This is a genomic window from Streptomyces achromogenes subsp. achromogenes, assembly GCF_000720835.1.
In the GTDB taxonomy this organism is placed as follows: domain Bacteria; phylum Actinomycetota; class Actinomycetes; order Streptomycetales; family Streptomycetaceae; genus Streptomyces; species Streptomyces achromogenes.
Map to the genome: position 1 here is coordinate 59,365 of NZ_JODT01000011.1, position 15,241 is coordinate 74,605.

Genomic DNA, 15,241 nt, shown 5'->3' on the forward strand with positions numbered 1-15,241 from the left:
TGTTGTGTCGATCCCAAGGAGCACCTCTCCATGTCGCGTATTGCGAAGGGTCTGGTTCTGACCTCCGCCGCCGCCGCGGCCGTCGCCGGCGGCGCCGGTGTGGCTTCCGCCAGTGCCGGCGCGGGCGGCGCCGCCGTTGGCTCGCCGGGTGTCATCTCCGGCAACGTCATCCAGATCCCCCTGCACGTGCCGATCAACCTGTGCGGCAACACCATTGACATCATCGGCCTGCTGAACCCGGCCTTCGGCAACACCTGCGTCAACCACTGACGCCGGGTACGCGCCTCCCCCTTCGACCGGCCGTCCGTTCCGCGCTCGTGGCGCGGAGCGGGCGGCCGGTTCGCGCTCCCTCGTACGGATCACGCCGGGCGGACGAGCGGTTGCGGGGTGCCATCGGTGATCAGACGGTGGGCTCAGGTCCCACCGTCCACCGAAAGGAACCGCCATGCGTCATCTGCCCGCCCGGCGTCTCGCGTCCACCGTCCTCTGCGCGTCCGTGCTGGCCGGCATCACCGGTCCGGTGGCGCTCGCCGCCGACGCGGCCGGGGAGCACGGGCGTACCGCGTCCCGGGCGTCCGTCCCGGCGACGGAGAAGGAGAGGCTGCTCGCCCAGGCCAGGGCCCTGGGCCGCACCCACCCCGAACTGAGCCCGGTCACCGACCTGCTGAGCCGGTCGCTGGAGGCGGGCCGGCTGCCCGCCGACGAGGCGAGAAGGCTGGGCGAGGCGGCGAAGGAGGCGGTCACCAGGGCCGCCGAAGCCCGGCCGGCTCAGCCAGCGACGGCGGGGCAGCCAGTGACGGCGGGGCAGCCCGCGACGGAGGAGCAGCCCGTCACATCCGCCGCACCCCGGGTGGCCGCGCGGCACGCCCACGCCGGTGCGCCCATGGCCCGGGACGGCCTCGACGACGCGCTCGGCGCGCTGGTGACCGCCATCGAGAACCTGGTGCAGGCCGTCACCGACCAGGCGGCCACCGAGGCGGCAACGGACCAGGCGGCCACCGAGGCGGCCACCGACCAGACTGCCACCGATCAGACGGCCGCCGCGGCCGACTCCGACCAGCTGCTGCCGTCCTTCGACGACCTGCTGTCCGGACTGCTCGACCTGCTGACGGGCCTCTTCGGCGGGGGCACCAAGCTCGCCGTGACCGAACTGCCCACGCCGGCCTCCGTACCCGCCCCGGCCCCAGCCGGCTGACGCGGTGAAATCCCGTGCTGCCCACGGGATCTCATATGTCTTGTCACGGCGGGGTTTCCGGCCCGCGCGGAAATCGTTGAGCAGGGCGTCCGCATTTCCTGGGTGACGTGAGTTGCCAAGAAAGGAACACGATGAAGTCCCTCAAGGCCGCCGCCGTTGTCGCCGGTTCCGTGGCCCTCGTCGGCGTCACCGCACCCGCGTTCGCCTACGACGCCCAGCACCTGCCGCCCATGAGCCTCAACGGCGGACTCGCCCAGCTGACGGAGCACCCGCCCGGCGTGAAGGACCTGATGCCGATCCAGCACCAGTCGGACGCGCTCGACACCGAGAACAAGGACTCCGTGCTGAGCAGCGTCAAGGGCGCCACCACGACGCTCAACCAGCGGGGGCTGCTCGGCGGTCTGCCCCTGAGCTGACGCCCCTGCCCGCCCCGCCCCGGCGCGTCCGGGACCACGTCGCCCGATCGTGTGGCGAGGTCCCGGACGCTGCTCCGGACGGGTGAGAGCGCACCGGGCCGCGCCACCGCCCGTCGATATGGTCGCGCGATGACCTCAGCATCAAGCGAAACCCGCCCCTTCCGCGCCGCCGATCTCGGCACGCTCGCGCTGCTCGCCTGGATGGCCAGGAACGAGGAGGGCAACGGCCACACCCCCTGTCTGCTCGCCTGCTCCCTGGGCGACGGCCCCGACGGCCCCGAGGCCGCGTCCGCCGCCGTCGCCCGGCTCCTGAAGGACATGGACCTGCCCGTGGGCGGCGAGCCGGTGATCGGTATGGCCCGGCCGAGCCTGAAGGTCTCCATGCTGGTCCTCGCCGGGCAGATCGTCCTGCAGATGCCGCAGATCAGCCGCCAGGCCACCCCGCCGGCGGACTGGCTGCAGGCGGTCGGGGAACTGGGTTACGCCTACTTCATGTTCACCACCCGGATCTGCCCGTCGGCCGGTCCCCGCCGCTCGGTGGAGGGAACGGAGCTGGCCGCGTTCGCCGGTTCCCCGGAGACCACGGACGCCGCCGCGCACGTCTATCTGCCCGCCCGCGGCCTGCGCACCTGACACCCCGGCCACGGGCCCGGCAGCCCGGCCGGAATTCTCGTACCGACCGCTGGTGGGACTTCTGGACGAGCTGACTATTACGGCACCCGGGGGAATTGTGAAATGCGGGCCTTTTCCGCTCGTTACGCGGTACGGACGTCGAACCCCCGCATTCCGAAAGGGCCCGTACCTGTGATGAAACCGATCACCCTCACCCGAGGCACCCTCGCCGTCGTCGTCACGGGCCTCGCGGCCGCCGTGGGAGCCGCCGGCCCCGCCGCCGCGGCCGGTACGGTTCCGGTCCCCGTGCCCCTGGGCGGGGTGTCCCGGGCGCTCGGCATGGAGGTGCCCAAGGTCCGCGCCGAGGTGCCGCTGGTCAAGCCCGGTGCCCCCGAAGGGCCCCGCTACGTCACCGGCCGGCTGCTGCCCGACCGGACCCTGCCCCAGCTGCCGGTGAGCGGCGGGCTGCCCGGCCTGGACGGCAGGGCTCCGCTGCCGCGCCTCATGGGCGACGACTTCGACCACCTCGACGTGAACGCCCCCGCCGGTGACGTACGGGCCCTCGCGCCGGGCCTGGCGCTGGACGCCCCCCTGACCGCACCGGACGCGGACCGCTTCGGCCTGCCCTCCACCAAGCTTCCCCAGGCCGGTGTCCTCGCCCCGGTCCTGCGCACCGTCGCCGGCGGCAACCTGGCCACGGGCCCGGGCCGCTGACCAAGGCCCGCACCGCCTCCCCGGTTCCTCCCCCGTTCTCCGGAGATCCCCGCCGCTCCTGTGGCTCGTATGGCTCGTATGGCTCTACGGCGGTGACCCCGCGCGCCCCCGGCCGGTTAGCCCGTACGGACATCTGCACCCGGACGAGGAGCGAGCATGGTCGTCGGTGTCGGCGAAGTGGCGGTCGGGCCCCATCAGGAGGGCGGGGCACAACGGGAGGCCGGGGTACATCGGGAGGCCAGGGTCGGGGCCGGGGCCGGGCGGTCCCGCAGAGAGGTGGCGCGGGGGCTGCTGGCCTCCGCCGCCGCACTGGCGCTGACCCCGGTCGTCGCCGCCTCCCGTCCCGAGCACCCGGCCGGGCCGGCCGACGGAGGCCTCTTCGACGAGACCTACCGGGGCCGTCGTATCCAGGGCGTCCTGGTGCCCGCGGCGGCGGGGCGCGAGGCGGCGGGGCGTGGGGCGGTGGGCGGCACTTGGCGGATCACCGTGGACGGCCGTCCGCTGCACCTGATGCGCCGGGCCGACGGCTCCTGGCTGAGCATGGTCGACCACTACACGTCGTACCGGACACCGCTGGAGGCGACCCGGGCGGCCGTGGACGAGATGGGGCCCGGCCGGCGGCTGCGCGACCTGCCGGCGGACGGGCCGGCCGCCGGCCACTCCGGCCACGCGCACACGGGGGGCCGGCATGGCGTACGTGCGTAAGAACGTCGGCGCGCTCACCGCCGGCGAGCGGCGCCGGTTCGTCAACGCGCTGCTGACGCTCAAACGGCGCGGTGAGTACGACGAGTTCGTGCGGATGCACATCGACTACTACAGCGCCGACGGCGAGGCGGGCCTGCGCAGCGCCCACATGGCGCCGTCCTTCCTGCCCTGGCACCGCAGGTTCCTGCTGGAGCTGGAGCGGGCCCTGCGCCGGGTCGACTCGTCGGTGACGGTGCCGTACTGGGACTGGACCCGGGACCGTACGACGACCTCCGTGCCGTGGACGAAGGATCTGCTCGGCGGGAACGGGCGGCGCTCGGACCGGCAGGTGATGACGGGTCCGTTCGCCTACGCGGCGGGCCACTGGACCATCAAGGAGGGTGTCACCGACGGCAGGTTCCTCACCCGGGACCTGGGCCGCTCGGCCGCCCCCATCCAGCTGCCCACCAGGAGCGAGTTGCAGTGGGCGCTCGACGACCCCCTCTACGACGCCTGGCCCTGGGACTCGACCGTCCGCAAGGGTTTCCGCAACAAGCTGGAGGGGTGGGGGAGCGGCAGCGGCAGCGCCTCCTGGCGCAATCACAACCGGGTGCACCGCTGGGTCGGCGGTGTCATGCTCGGCGGCGCGTCCGTCAACGACCCGGTGTTCTGGCTGCACCACGCCTTTCTGGACCTCCAGTGGTACCGCTGGCAGCGGGCCCACCACGGTCGGCGCTATCTGCCGGCCGAGCCGCCCCGCGCCGGCGACGCCCAGCACGGCCGGGTCGTGGCCCGGCACCAGAAACTGCCGCCGTGGGACGAGACACCGGACCAGCTGGAGGACATGAGCCGGGTCTACCGGTACGCGTGAGCGGGGCTGCCGTGGGCGCGTGAGCGGGTGTACGGCAGGTGTGGGCAGGTGTGCGGTGGGCGTGGCAAGGCCCCGGCGCTCGGAGTGCCGGGGCTCTTGTCTGCGCGGTGCCGGCGGCTCAGTGGCCGTAGCCGTCGTTGCCGTGGTTGCCGGGCTTGCCGGGCTTGGTGGGACCGGGCTTGCCGGGCTTGCCGGGCTTGACGTCGCCGCCCACGTTGGCGCAGGCGTTGCCGAAGGCCGGGTTCAGCAGGCCGATGATGTCGATGGTGTTGCCGCACACGTTGATCGGGATGCCGATCGGCACCTGGATCAGGTTGCCGGAAATCACGCCCGGGCTGCCGACGGCCGCGCCGTGGGCGCCCGCGTCGGCCAGGGCCAGCCCGGACCCGCTGATCACCACGGCGCCGGCGCCGAGGGCGACAGTGGCCGCCTTCGCGATGCGAGACATCACGTTCTCCTTTTGTTGCTTGTGGCTGGGGAAGCGCGCGGCGGCAGACCAGCCGCCGCACTCCCCGTTCAACGGCGCCGTGCGGGGCGGGTCACGCCGATCGGCCGGGGATCACCCTTTCAACGGCAGGGGGCGGTGCCGTGGTGTGCGGACACCGGAACGCCGGCTGGGCTGTTCGTGTGACGGCCGGCCGGCACCGTGTTGACCCGGGTGAGGGGGAGCTCGTTCCCCGGTCCGCCGGGCTTGGCGGCGGCAGTCGGAGCGGGGCTCAGGGCAGGCGTCGTAGCGGGGAGCCCGCGAGGTAGGCCTGGATGTTCTCCACGGCCTGGCCGTAGTACGTCGCGTAGTTGGCCTGGGAGACGTAGCCGAGGTGGGGGGTGGCCAGGAGGCGGGGCGCGGTGCGCATCGGGTGGTCGGCGGGCAGCGGCTCGATGTCGAAGACGTCGACGCCGGCGCCGGCGATCCGGCCCTCGTGCAGCGCGGCCAGCAGCGCGTCCTGGTCGACGATGGCGGCGCGGGAGGTGTTGACCAGATAGGCGGTCGGCTTCATCAGGGCGAGTTCGGCGGCACCGACGAGGCCGCGGGTGCGCTCGCCGAGGGCCAGATGAACGGAGACGAAGTCGCTGCCGGCGAGCAGTTCCTCCTTGGAGCCGGCCAGTTCCACGCCCACCTCCTCGGCGCGCTCCTTCGTCAGGTTCCGGCTCCACGCACAGACCCGCATCCCGAAGGCGAGGCCGACCCGTGCCACCCGGCTGCCGATCCTGCCCAGCCCGAGCAGCCCCAGCCGGCGGCCGTGCAGATCGGCGCCGACGGTCGACTGCCAGGGACCGCCCGCGCGCAGGGCGTTGTTCTCCTGGACGATGCCCCGGGCGAGACCGAGCAGCAGCGCCCAGGTCAGCTCGACCGGCGGGGTGCCCGAACTCTGCGTACCGCACACGGTGACGCCGTGCGCCTCGGCGGCCGCGTAGTCGATGACGCTGTTGCGCATCCCGGAGGCGATGAGCAGTTTCAGCCGGGGGAGGCGGGAGATCAGGGAGCCAGGGAAGGGGACGCGTTCGCGCAGGGTGACGACGATGTCGTAGTCGGCGAGAGCCGCGGCGAGGGCGTCCTCGTCGTGGAGGTGCTCGCGCAGCGCGACGACCTCCACCCGGTCCCCGAGCACCGACCAGTCGGCCGCCTCGGTGGCCACCCCCTGGAAGTCGTCCAGCACCACACAACGAAGCCGCACGGCGTGTCCTCCCCTCGCTGCGGCCGACTCTACCGATCGCCGGAACTCCCCGGCCGGCGGGCCCCCTTCGTCCGGCGTGCGCGCGCCGGAGTGTTAACCCCGTTGTCACGAGCGCTTGTTGGCGCCCGGACAGTGGCACGTTTCACTGAAGTGAGGGATCCTGGTAAGGCCCCTGCTGACCAGCGGAAACCCTGGGCGGCTCGGCCTGCCCTCCGGGCCGGGCGGTTCGCCGGCCGGGCGGTAGCTCGTGATCCATGGTGGGACAAGGTGACTTCCAAGAGGAGGAGCCATGGAAGAGGCGCGTCCGCAGCGGATGGTGTTCACCGTCGAGGTGCAGCGCGGGGGCGCCGACGACTGGTGCACGCAGGCCGTCACCCCGAGCTGGTTCTACGGGTACCACGCCGCCGACGCCGCCGTGCAGGCCTTCGACCGCTACATGGCCCAGCACCGGCAGAGCGTGGCGGCCCTGGTCGCCCCGGACGCCCCCGGTCTGCGCATCCTCGTCCGGGTACAGGGAGCCGGCGGCCGTTCCGCGGTGTTCACCCTGCACAGCGTCCTGGAACACAAGGTGCGCAGGGACACCGGCCGCCGTCGCGAGGCCCTGGCCCGCCTGGAGGAGGCGACGGAGGCACTCCAGTCCTCACTGCGCGACGCGGCGATAGGCGGCGTCCGTCAGTCGGACCTGGCCCGCATCTCCGGCTGGAGCCGGGAGACGCTGCGGAAGCTGAACCGCGGGGAGCGACCGGAGGAGGCCGGCCGGCAGTCGTAGGCGTTCCAGCAGCCGTAGGGCGTCTCGGCAGCCGTAGGGCGTCTCATAGGTGGCCGGCGGGCTGAAAGAGTGTCCCCATGCTGCTCGATCCCGGAAACACGTTGTTCGTTCGCGGAGCCACGCCCGTGCTTCTGCTGGCCGGTGCGCCCGTTCATGACGCCCTGCCGCCCCTGACCGCGCCGGACGGGGCGATACCCCGGTGCGAGGGCTGGAGCATCGTGCCCCGGCTCACCCTGTGCGTCGTGGACGGCCCCGGCGACCACGGAGTCCTCGTCCCCGCGCTCGCCGCGCCGGTGACCGGCCACACCGACGAGGGCACGGCACCGGGGGACATGGCCGACTGGTGCGCCGACGCCGAGCGGGCCGGAGGCGCGGTCGTCCTCTCCCTGGACCGGCTCCCGGAAACCCTCGACTGGCCCGCGCTGCTCACCTCGGGCACGACACGCGGGGGCTTCCTGCCGGCGCCGACCTGATCCGTGCGCGACGGTCACGGCCGTGTTGAGCGCCGGTCCGCGAGAGGCGAGGATGCACCCATGAGTCACGGCTTACGCCGCCTCGGCGGCGCGGCACTCCTGATCGCGGGCATCGCCCTGGGCATCTGGGTGGTCTTCGGGGCCCCGCACGACTGGCACGGCGCCCAAGCACTCGGCCGGGTGGCCCTCGGCCTGGCATCCCTGGCGATGATCAGCGGTTCACCGAGGCTGATCTTCCCCGACGACCGGCCCTGAACGGTGACCGGCCGGACACCATCGGCCGACCCGGAAACGAAGACGCCCTCCCGACGGGGAGGGCGAAGCCTGGCGCCCCCGGCAGGACTCGAACCTGCGGCCAAGCGCTTAGAAGGCGCCTGGTGGATCTAGGGTCACGCCGCTGCTGACCTGTTGTCTCTGCACGCCGCGCGTGTCACCGGCTGCACTTCGACACGCATTCGACCCATGGGTACTTACGGTCTCCGTCTGTGCCCAAGCGTCCTGGGTATCCGTCGGAGCATGCATGCTCTCGTGGCCTACCGTTCATACGACGGCGCCGTCACGGTGTGGGCCTTCGTGGTCAGCGTCCTCATTGTGCTGGCGGCGGGTTGGTACATCCGGCGCCGTAGGTAGGCCGTCACCTACCGCCTCCAGCGGCGGTCTCCGACCATCCCCTACTGACGGTTGATCGGAATCTCGTAGACGATCTCGCAGTGAGCCGCGGGCACCACGATGTCCGCCGTCTCCACGGGCCGCCCCTCGTCGCTGTAGTACGTCCGCCGGATGTGCGTGACGAGCGCGGCCTTCTGGATGCCCAGGAGTGACGCCTCCTCGGCGGTCGCCTGCCTCGGCTCGGGCTGCTCCACGGCGTGGCTGACGGTGATCCCGATCGCGGCCATGCGGTTCACGACACCCGCCCCGGCATGCGGGCCTCCCTCGGGCAGGACGATGATGGTGCCGGCGGTGAGGTCGTACGGCTCCCAGCTCGTGGAAAGCTGCACCGGACGGCCGTCGCCCAGGAACTCGTACGTCGTCCGGACGCACAGATCACCCTCGCTGATGCCGAGCCGCGCCGCGATGTCCGCGGGAGCCGGCACCTTGGCCTCGGTCCGGCTCTCCCAGTTCCCTTGCCTGCCCGCGGCCTTCATGTCCGCCCGGAACGGAGACCCGTCGGGCCGCTCACGCGCTGACGACCGGACCATGCGCATACGCTGCCGGGGCTCGGCGACGTACGTGCCCGAACCGGCGCGGCCCTCCAGCACGCCCTGGGAGATCAGCAACTCCTGCGCCCGGCGGACCACGTTCTCGCCGACCCCGTACTCGTGGCCGATCTGGGCGCGGGACGGCAGGCGGTCCCCGGGCTCCCATACGTGCTCCGCGATCCGGCGCCGGAGTTCGTCGGCGATGCGGAGATAGGGCGGCTGCTCAGGCATATGGAAAATCTAGTCCACTAGCTCTAATCTAGTTAACTAGCTTCACTGAAAGTGATCGCCGGTTGACGGAGGCTGCCCTGTGCCCGCTTCGGGATCTCGCGCGGCGGCCATCGCCGCCAGGCTGTCCGCCATCGGGCTTGCCACGCGCGTGGAGGAGCACGACCGGTTCACGTCGATCGAAGCGGAGGTACCGGAAGCGCTCTCCGCCGACTCATGGCGGAAGGCCCTGGAAGTCGTGGCCGAGGCAGATCGGTTCGGCCTCCTCGCCGCCAGCCTGAACGGCCGCACCCTCTGGGCGGTCGTACACAAAGCGGTCCCCGCGACGGGCGATGTCGGGGGACCGAGCCATCAGCGATAGGAGCTGAGCAGCGTGCTCAACCGTATCCGCCGTGCCGTCTCGCTCGCCAGAGCGCGGTACGCCCCCAAGGGCAGGCACCGCCGCCCCTTAACGCCCTGCCTGCCGACGGTCGTCCCCACCTTCCCGGCGTCCGTCGCTGCGTCGAGGCGACCACTGGGCCGGTTCTCCGACAGCGCCGACCATCGACTCCCGCTCGCAGGGGAGGACACCGCACTCGTCCGCCCCTACGTGCTGGCCTGGGAGGAACGAGTACGGCCACGGGCGGTGGTCGTCGCTTCCCATCTGCCGCCTGAAGCCTGGTCGACTCTCGCGGGGGCCGGCTGATGTCTCCACGCCAGCAGATTCGCGTCACCGACGCCTCGGCCGTCCCCTACCGGTCGACCGCCTGCCGTATGGGCACACACCCGCTCTGCACGGAATCCTCTCCCGTCTCCGCGCCGATCGACCTGCCGGTTGTCTACGAGACGTGCGCGTGCCCGTGTCACTCGACCCCGGGCCGCTCAGAGCTCAGGGAGGTGCAGCGGTGAGCAGCTGGGCACCGGGCGGCGCGCTGGTTGTCACTGTCGAGGTCACGGCGACCACCGTGCAGCGTGGCGATGTCATCCAACTGGGCGGCAGAGCGTGCCGGGTTATGGACCTCTTCGAACTTCCCCAAGGGGCCAAACGGCTCCTCTTCGAGTCGGGCGAGCTGCTGACCATACACACGCGAACCCGGCTCGTCGCCGTCCGCGTGCGGAGAAGGCGGTGACCCGGTCCGTGTCTTCACTCCATCAGGACATCGCCGACGATCTCCGGCGCCAGATCACAACCGGCGCAGTCAAACCGGGTGAACGCCTGCCCTCCGAGGCAGACCTCGCCGACCGATACAAGGTCAGTACGACCACATTGCGAAGTGCGCTCGCAGTCCTCCAAAGCGAAGGTCTCGTCGAGAAGATCCACGGAAAAGGCAACTTCGTCCGCCGCTCACTCCGCAAGATCGTGTACGTCGGGGGATGGGGAACGCTGGATCCGTGGACCGCCGCTGAAGCGGCCATGCGCGTCACTGTTCGCACCGCCACCGTGCAGGCAGACGGCCATCTGACGTCCTTGCTGAAGGTACCGGTGGGCAGCGCTCTCGCTGAGTTCTTCTGCATCAGCCATGAGGGAGACGCACCGCACGGTCTGGCCCGCATCTACATCCCGCGCGACCTGGCACCGGCCGGGGTGCTGGGCGACGACTCCTCGTGGCGGAACACGGCCACGAGATTCGCCGTTCTCGGTTCGGCACCGGCAACCGTCCGGGAGACGGTATGCGCTCGTCCACCGACACCGGACGAGGCATCCGCCCTCCGGATCGGCCCAACGGCGGCAACCCTCGCGATCACCCGGGTCGCGACCGACTCCACCGGTCGAGTCGTCGAGGCCGCGCTCCTCGTGTTCCCGGGAGATCGCGTCGACGCGGTCTTCACCACCCACGACGTCACCGAAGAGAAGGAAACCCAACGATGACGGCGAACGAACTGCGCCTCCTCCCGTGGTCGGGGCCCGAGGGTAAGCCCTGCTACTTGGACACCGACGACAAGGCCAGCTACATGTCCCGCCTGGCGGACAACATCGAAGCGGTGCAACTGGGCACGGCGGCCGAGTTGCTGGAGCATGCCGCCGAGACCCTCGACGACCAGGACGCCGACCTGGAGGACTTGCACCCGCTGGCGAGGGAACTGGCCGGGTCGCTGCGGGATGTTCTCCGCGTTGCAGTCAGCCGCGGTCACCTCCTGGCGGTGAGCGACCCTCATCGACCCTGAGGGGACGCTGCGCATTCTCAGAGGCTGAGGCAGCTTCCTCGCTGCGGACCACTGCGTGCGACCTGAGATGCCGGTCTCCTGACTGCCGGCCCCGCCGAACAAGAAGCTCGACGAAGCCCACGGTTCTGAACACCATGCCGTGGGCTTTTGTCATTGCGGGCGTCCTCGCGCGGCCCAGACACGTTCAAGAGCTGATCACCAGCAGCCGGTTCGCCGGCCGATGGCAGCCACCGTCGCACGGGCCGCACGGACCTTAGCCGCCGACAGCCAGCCCCGACGGCGGGCGCGCCGACCGACCAGGCGCGCGTGTGTCTCGCTGCACCCCGACCGGCTTCAGCCCCGGTGCTATGCCGTCACTGGGAGCGACCACGTCGGCCGGGCCGTGGGACCGAGTTGGAGTCGGCCGCCCAAAGCCCTCAGCTTGGGAAGCTGCGAGTATTTGGGGCGGGTAAGGCTGTTGAACTGGGAGTTCGCCTGGCGCCAGGTCTCATCGCCCTTGGTCGCTTTTACCGTGGTTCCCTGCTGTTCCCCGCTCTATCTGGTGCGCTTGTGGTGCGTCGGTCGTGTCCTGGCCTGGCGCCGTCGATTCGCTGGCTCCGCTGTACAGGTTGGCGCGGAGACGCGCCTTGGCTGATTCGAGCCGCGGACGGTACTTGGGCATGAAGATCTCGCAAGGCATTGGTGGAAGTAACACAAGCTGGCCTTGCTGGGGCTGTCAGTAGCCGTCCTCAACCCGGGGCCGCACTAGTGGTGCACGGCCAGCCCGGTGCGGAGAGCGTGCGGGAGGGCAGAATGACGTTCACAAGTCGCGAGCGAAGGAGCGTTGCGAAGTGAGGCCGGGAAAGCGGCAGGAGCTGGCCGAGGACACGGGTGAGGCGCATGCTGTGGACGGGGCACTCGCGAACAGCGGCGTCCTGAAGATCGCCGGGGATCTGGTCCTGGGGCAGGGCCGCCCCGTCTTGTCCTCGGGCTATCTGCATGAGGTCGCCCAGCTCGCGGCCGCCCGGTTCGAGGGTCGAGCCGCCGAATTGGCGGCCATAGCCGCGTTCTCCACCGCACCCGACGGTGTCCAGGAGGCCCAGGGAGGCGATGCGGGCACGGCCTACTGGCGGTGGCTGGCGCCAGCGTGGTCAGGAAAAACCGCGCTTATGGCGCAGTTTGCACTGCACCCTCCGCAGGGCGTGGACGTGCTGGCCTTCTTCATCACCGCACGTGCCGCCGGACGCTCGGACCGGACCGCTTTCCTGGCCGCCCTGCAGGGGCAGTTGCGGGAGTTCCTGTGCGACGCCGACGTGGACTGCGTCTCCCAGGGCCAGTTCCTCGACGCCCTCGAACGTGCCGCAGACAGGGCCACGGCCGAAGGCCGAAGGCTGGTCCTGCTTGTCGACGGACTCGACGAGGACACCGGCGTCGAGTCGGCCAGCAGCGGTTACAGCATCGCCGCGCTACTGCCGCGCGTGCCGCCTCCGGGCCTGCGAATCGTCGTGGCCGGTCGCCCAAATCCGCCCATCCCCAGCGATGTACTAGAGAACCACCCGCTGCACAGTGCGCACGTTGACCACCTGCTGGCACCGTCACCCGCGGCTCAGGCGCTACGGAAGGCCGCGGAGCGCGACCTTCACGCCCTGCTGACGGGTGGTGGGCCCGGGCGGGAGGTGGCGTGCCTGATCGCCGCCGCCAACGGTGGCCTGAGCGCCCAAGACCTGGCCGACCTCATGGGCGAGGTGAGTGCCTGGGAGGTCGAAGAGGTCCTCGGCGGATCATTGGGCCGGTCCTTTCAACCCCGGCCCGCCCAATGGCAGGCCACCGGCCAACAACCGGCACAACTGTTCTCCTTCGCCCACGAAGAGCTGCAACAGGGCGCTCTGAAGCGGATCTCCATGGCGGCGCTTGAAGGTTATCGTGCGCGGGTGCACGCCTTCACCGACGCCTGGCGCCAGGCTGGCTGGCCAGCCGACACGCCGGAATATGCCCTTGTCGGCTACCCGCAGTTGTTACGTAATCTGGCGGACACCACTCGTCTCACCGTACTGGCGACCGATGCGGTGCGGCACGAGAGACTGTGGGAGACCACCGGCTCCGACACAGAGGCGCTGGCCGAGATCGCCGACGCCATCGGTCTCCACCGGGCCGCAACCAATCCCAATCTGCGGGCGTGTGTGCGGCTGGCTCAACGCCGCGACGAGATCCGCGGGCATGTCGCCAGTATTCCTGACGATGTCATCGAGACTTGGGCGATCCTGGGGCACGTACGACGTGCCCTCACCCTGGCCCAGGTGGCGCACGGTTCGAGGCGGATACCCGACCTCGTCAGGCGACTCCTCTTTGCGGGGAGAGCCGACCACAACACCGCGTTGCTCGTAGCGTCGGTGGCCCGTCAGCTCCTGAGCCCCGTCCAGGACGCCTGGGAACTACGGGACGTCACTGATGCCCTCTGCGGCGCCGGGCACCCCCAACAAGCCGCCGACCTCGCCCGCAGCATCGCCAGGCCCGACCGGCGCGACGACGCCCTCGCCACTGTCGTCGGCGCGATGGCCAGGAGCGGAGACCCTCAACAAGCCGCCGAACTCGGCCGAGGCATCACCGACCCCGACCGGCAGGCCGGAGTTCTCGCCTCCGCGGCCAGGGCTCTGGCCCGGTCGGGGCGTCAAGAGCAAGCCGTGGAGCTCGCCCGAAGCATCGCCGACCCCCAGCGGCGGAACGGAGTGCTGGGCTCGTTGTCCGCCGCTGCCTCCGAAGCCGCGGACGATGAGCCGGCCAGCGCATACCCCTCTTCTCCTTACGCGTTCAGCCGGCAAGCCCGGATCCCGGCCGAGCCCGTCGAGCACGCCAATTTCGCGAAGGACCAAGAGCGAGCAGCCAAACGTGCCCGCAGCATCTCCGACCCGGACCGACAGGCCAAGGCTCTGGGCGGCATAGCCAAGGAGTTGGCCCTGAGTGGATTCCACCGGCAGGCCACCGAACTCGCCGACGAAGCCGCTCGCCTCGCTCGCGGCATCGTTAACCAAGACGAACGGGACGGGGCGCTCACGGTCGCTGCTCGGGCCGTGGCCCGCAAGGGGCACCACGCCTTGGCCGCCGAACTCGCCCGCGCCGTGATCGACACCGCCCGGCGCGTGGACACCCTGGCGGCTGTGGCCGTGCTCCTTGCCCGCGCGGGTGCTCGTCAGCAGGCAGCCGAACTCGCGGACGAGGCGGCAGAGCTCGCCCGTGGCGGCACTGCCCTCGGGCCGAAGGCCGCGCTGCTGGCAGTTATCGCCGAGGCCATGACACTCACGGGACGTCACGATCAGGCAGCCGAACTCGCCCACGTAGCAGCCGAACTCGCCCACGATGCCAAAGGGTCCGGTCGACGTGCGATGGCCCTCACGCTCGCCGCGAGGGCCATCGCACGTACCGGACGCCATCGACAAGCGATCGACATCGCACGAATGGTCACCGAGCCCGACTTGCTGGAGGGGGCGTACGGGGCCGTGGCCGTGGTTATCGCCCACGCGGGGCACCCCGGAGAAGCGATCGAACTCACACGAAGAATCGACGACCCCGACCGGAAGGCCAAGGCACTAGCAGCCGTCGCCACGGCCCTGGCCCACGCGGGACGTCACCGACAAGCGGCCGACCTCGCCTTGAGTATCAGCCGGCAGACCAGCCGGGTTAGGGCCCTGACCCTCATAATCAGGACAATGGTCCGAACAGGGCACCGACAAGAGGCCGTTGAACTCTCTCGGACAGCTGTCAACCTCGCCCACGAGGCCGGGGACGCGAACTGGCACTCCAGAACGTTGGCGACCGCCGCCGAAGTGCTGGCCCACGACGGGCACCACGAGCAGGCCGTCGGTTTCGCCCAAGCGGCTGCCAAGTTCGCCCGAACACTCAAGGACCCCGGCCGACGCGCGGCGGCACTTGCGGGCGCCGCCCGTGCGTTGACCAGCACGGGGTGTCGGGGACAGGCCGAAGGCGTAGGGCGACAGGCCGTCAATGCGGCCCGCACCATCAAGGACCCCGGGCAGCGGGTCAAGGCGCTGACGTCCGCGGCGAAAAAGTGCCCGGATATTCTCAACGGGCGTGTGCTCCTGGCCGAGGCACTCGACATTGGCCCCTTGCAGCAGGTGGTCGAGTGCCTGCCCGACATCGCACCAGAGACCCTGGAACTGCTGCCTCGACTGATGACCACCAAACGTCCGGAGACAGACCATGGACGAACGGCCCGAGCGGGGACATCGGCAGGACACTTGCTCGGGTAGGACGACCAGGAAGGG

18 protein-coding genes and 1 tRNA gene are annotated in these 15,241 nt (G+C 70.8%); 15 read left to right on the plus strand and 4 right to left on the minus strand.

Annotated features, from left to right (window positions below):
* The first annotated feature begins 30 nt into the window (after window positions 1–30).
* From IH25_RS0113055 to IH25_RS0113085, 7 genes are all read left to right on the plus strand, one after another.
* The gene (locus IH25_RS0113055) at window positions 31–270 is read left to right on the plus strand and encodes a chaplin (RefSeq protein WP_030607937.1); all 240 of its coding nucleotides are present in this window, start codon (window positions 31–33) and stop codon (window positions 268–270) included.
* 175 nt (window positions 271–445) lie between these two features.
* Window positions 446–1,195, plus strand: coding sequence for a hypothetical protein (locus IH25_RS0113060; protein ID WP_051753909.1), 750 nt, complete (start codon window positions 446–448; stop codon window positions 1,193–1,195).
* A 131-nt stretch (window positions 1,196–1,326) separates the two neighbouring features.
* Window positions 1,327–1,611: a hypothetical protein gene (locus IH25_RS0113065; RefSeq protein ID WP_030607943.1), complete on the plus strand. Its 285-nt coding sequence runs from the start codon at window positions 1,327–1,329 to the stop codon at window positions 1,609–1,611.
* A gap of 129 nt (window positions 1,612–1,740) precedes the next feature.
* A complete protein-coding gene (locus IH25_RS0113070; protein ID WP_030607947.1) occupies window positions 1,741–2,244 on the plus strand; it encodes a DUF5949 family protein in 504 nt (167 codons plus the stop codon).
* A gap of 174 nt (window positions 2,245–2,418) precedes the next feature.
* The gene (locus IH25_RS0113075; protein WP_030607951.1) at window positions 2,419–2,937 is read left to right on the plus strand and encodes a hypothetical protein; all 519 of its coding nucleotides are present in this window, start codon (window positions 2,419–2,421) and stop codon (window positions 2,935–2,937) included.
* A 156-nt stretch (window positions 2,938–3,093) separates the two neighbouring features.
* Window positions 3,094–3,642, plus strand: a complete 549-nt coding sequence (locus IH25_RS0113080) for a tyrosinase family oxidase copper chaperone (protein WP_030607954.1) — start codon at window positions 3,094–3,096, stop codon at window positions 3,640–3,642.
* The gene (locus IH25_RS0113085) at window positions 3,626–4,492 is read left to right on the plus strand and encodes a tyrosinase family protein (protein ID WP_030607957.1); all 867 of its coding nucleotides are present in this window, start codon (window positions 3,626–3,628) and stop codon (window positions 4,490–4,492) included. Before IH25_RS0113080 ends, IH25_RS0113085 begins: the two co-directional genes overlap by 17 nt.
* 118 nt (window positions 4,493–4,610) lie before the next feature.
* Here IH25_RS0113085 and IH25_RS0113090 read toward each other — a convergent pair whose 3' ends face one another.
* Both IH25_RS0113090 and IH25_RS0113095 read right to left on the minus strand, forming a co-directional pair.
* Entirely contained in the window at window positions 4,611–4,940 is a 330-nt protein-coding gene (locus tag IH25_RS0113090; protein WP_030607960.1) for a chaplin, read from the minus strand.
* Between the two features lie 268 nt (window positions 4,941–5,208).
* Entirely contained in the window at window positions 5,209–6,168 is a 960-nt protein-coding gene (locus IH25_RS0113095; RefSeq protein ID WP_030607963.1) for a D-2-hydroxyacid dehydrogenase family protein, read from the minus strand.
* 289 nt (window positions 6,169–6,457) lie between these two features.
* On the opposite strand from IH25_RS0113095, the gene IH25_RS0113100 reads away from it, so the two are divergent.
* The 3 genes from IH25_RS0113100 to IH25_RS0113110 all read left to right on the plus strand — a co-directional run bounded on the left by IH25_RS0113100 (window position 6,458) and on the right by IH25_RS0113110 (window position 7,665).
* On the plus strand, window positions 6,458–6,937 hold the full coding sequence (locus tag IH25_RS0113100) for a hypothetical protein (protein WP_030607966.1): 480 nt from the start codon (window positions 6,458–6,460) through the stop codon (window positions 6,935–6,937).
* A gap of 125 nt (window positions 6,938–7,062) precedes the next feature.
* The gene (locus IH25_RS0113105) at window positions 7,063–7,410 is read left to right on the plus strand and encodes a hypothetical protein (protein ID WP_245172779.1); all 348 of its coding nucleotides are present in this window, start codon (window positions 7,063–7,065) and stop codon (window positions 7,408–7,410) included.
* A gap of 60 nt (window positions 7,411–7,470) precedes the next feature.
* On the plus strand, window positions 7,471–7,665 hold the full coding sequence (locus IH25_RS0113110) for a hypothetical protein (RefSeq protein WP_030607972.1): 195 nt from the start codon (window positions 7,471–7,473) through the stop codon (window positions 7,663–7,665).
* Between the two features lie 70 nt (window positions 7,666–7,735).
* Here IH25_RS0113110 and IH25_RS0113115 read toward each other — a convergent pair.
* A tRNA-Arg gene (locus IH25_RS0113115) sits at window positions 7,736–7,817 on the minus strand.
* Window positions 7,818–8,081: 264 nt separating this feature from the next.
* Entirely contained in the window at window positions 8,082–8,840 is a 759-nt protein-coding gene (locus IH25_RS0113125; protein WP_030607974.1) for a GntR family transcriptional regulator, read from the minus strand.
* A gap of 79 nt (window positions 8,841–8,919) precedes the next feature.
* Here IH25_RS0113125 and IH25_RS0113130 point away from each other — a divergent pair, with 79 nt between their 5' ends.
* The 5 genes from IH25_RS0113130 (at window position 8,920) to IH25_RS37515 (ending at window position 15,226) form a co-directional block, all read left to right on the plus strand.
* Window positions 8,920–9,198, plus strand: a complete 279-nt coding sequence (locus IH25_RS0113130) for a hypothetical protein (RefSeq protein ID WP_030607977.1) — start codon at window positions 8,920–8,922, stop codon at window positions 9,196–9,198.
* A 523-nt stretch (window positions 9,199–9,721) separates the two neighbouring features.
* Window positions 9,722–9,946 (plus strand): hypothetical protein, encoded by a 225-nt coding sequence (locus IH25_RS0113135; protein WP_030607980.1) that lies wholly within the window; start codon window positions 9,722–9,724, stop codon window positions 9,944–9,946.
* Window positions 9,943–10,686 (plus strand): GntR family transcriptional regulator, encoded by a 744-nt coding sequence (locus tag IH25_RS0113140; RefSeq protein WP_030607983.1) that lies wholly within the window; start codon window positions 9,943–9,945, stop codon window positions 10,684–10,686. Before IH25_RS0113135 ends, IH25_RS0113140 begins: the two co-directional genes overlap by 4 nt.
* A complete protein-coding gene (locus IH25_RS0113145; protein WP_030607985.1) occupies window positions 10,683–10,982 on the plus strand; it encodes a hypothetical protein in 300 nt (99 codons plus the stop codon). Before IH25_RS0113140 ends, IH25_RS0113145 begins: the two co-directional genes overlap by 4 nt.
* Window positions 10,983–11,812: 830 nt before the next feature.
* Window positions 11,813–15,226 carry a P-loop NTPase family protein gene (locus IH25_RS37515; RefSeq protein WP_037654860.1) on the plus strand — a complete coding sequence of 1,138 codons (3,414 nt, stop codon included), beginning with the start codon at window positions 11,813–11,815 and terminating at the stop codon, window positions 15,224–15,226.
* Window positions 15,227–15,241: the final 15 nt, after the last annotated feature.